The organism is Paracoccus aerius (genome assembly GCF_014656455.1).
GTDB classification, from domain to species: Bacteria; Pseudomonadota; Alphaproteobacteria; order Rhodobacterales; family Rhodobacteraceae; genus Paracoccus; species Paracoccus aerius.
The window spans coordinates 1-1,392 of sequence record NZ_BNCL01000081.1; the positions used below are offsets into that span (position 1 = coordinate 1).

Annotated in this window: 1 protein-coding gene and 1 pseudogene; both read left to right on the plus strand. The window is 50.5% G+C overall.

Going from position 1 to position 1,392, the window contains the following annotated elements; translation table 11 throughout:
• Positions 1 to 372, plus strand: a pseudogene (locus tag IE224_RS21335) (hypothetical protein); the annotation flags it as partial.
• 67 nt (positions 373 to 439) lie between these two features.
• Positions 440 to 1,186, plus strand: a complete 747-nt coding sequence (locus tag IE224_RS20765) for a sulfotransferase family protein (protein WP_229849504.1) — start codon at positions 440 to 442, stop codon at positions 1,184 to 1,186.
• Positions 1,187 to 1,392 lie beyond the last annotated feature (206 nt).

Here is a 1,392-nt window from a genome sequence, read left to right on the forward strand (position 1 = left end):
CATGGCGGTCAGGACAACGACCTGCTCTATGGGGGAACAGGCCGCGACACCTTAGCAGGTGGCTTTGGCGACGATACGCTGGAGGGGGGAAGCGGAGCCGATGTGTTCATCTTTGAGTCCATCCTGAATGCTGGCGTCGACACCATTGTGGACTATGAACAAGAGGTCGATTTGATTGGCATCGGCGGCCAGCTCGCAACAATGATCCGGGCTGCCGGGATCGAATTGGCTGATGCCTTCGTCTGGGATGGGGATAATGGCCAGCTCTCAGTTGACCTTGGAGTGCTCGGTCAGAAGGGATCGGTTCGGATCGCAACCTTCGCAAATGCCGAGAACCTGAACCTGACCGCAGACGACTTCCTGTTCGTCTGATCTTCTGAAACAACAAGGGGAATGGCTCCGTTACAAATGACGGAGCCATTTATTATTGATGAGTCACATGATGCCTGACGACACACAAAAACCTATTGCCATTGGCGCCATAGGCGGAAGCGGTAGTCGTGTCCTCGCAAAGATCATCCAGGCCTCCGGAGTCTCGATTGGCTCTAATCTGAACCCATCAAGTGACAATCTAGAGTTTACGGCGCGCTTCAAGACGCTTGACGTTCTTGACCTACCGGACAACCAATTTTTCTCGCGCTTGGGAGATTTTGAAGCAATATCCCGGGCGGATATGGTTCAGGCAGGCAATAAACGCTGGGGATGGAAAGAGCCAAACACGCATGTGGTGATTGAGAGGATCCTAGAGGCTTATCCCTCAATGCGCTATGTTCATCTTTTGCGTAATGGTTTCGACATGGCCTTTTCTGGAAACCAAAACCAGCCACGACTTTGGGGTCCGGCGTATTTGAACCGTCCTATCTCCGATCCGCCAACGCCACCTGAAAGTCTTGCCTATTTTTGTGAGGTACACCGCCGTATTTCAAAGCTTGCACGCCAGCCACATAATCAAAGCCGAATCTTGTTTGTTGAATATGAAGCCTTATGCTATGATCCTAAATCCGAGATCACCCGCCTTCTAGATTTCTTGGATTTTAAGCCTGAGGTTTCGTTGAAAGAATTGTGTAACGCTGTTCAACAGCCCGCCTCAATTGGCCGAAGCCTTGCATTTGGCTTGAAACCCTTTGACCAAGAGGATTTAAACTACATTCGCAAAAATTTACCAAAGATGCTGCCAGCATCTTAAGAAAATACACCTAATATACACCATTAGCTGAGGTGTTTGGAACAAATATAGTTGCCTGCCCCTCGTCCTCCCTCGTCATTAATGAGTCGGCTCTGAACAACCTTATCCGCCAGCCAATGCTTTGCGTTGATGGGGCGTTTCGGGCCAGATCATCGGCCCGATCAGATGAAAGAGCAGGACCCAAAGAGCCCTGAGATGGGCCAGGA

Coding starts and splice junctions, on each gene's coding strand:
- IE224_RS20765 (WP_229849504.1), top strand. CDS start 440: ATGATGCCTGACGACACACAAAAACCTATTGCCATTGGCGCCATAGGC.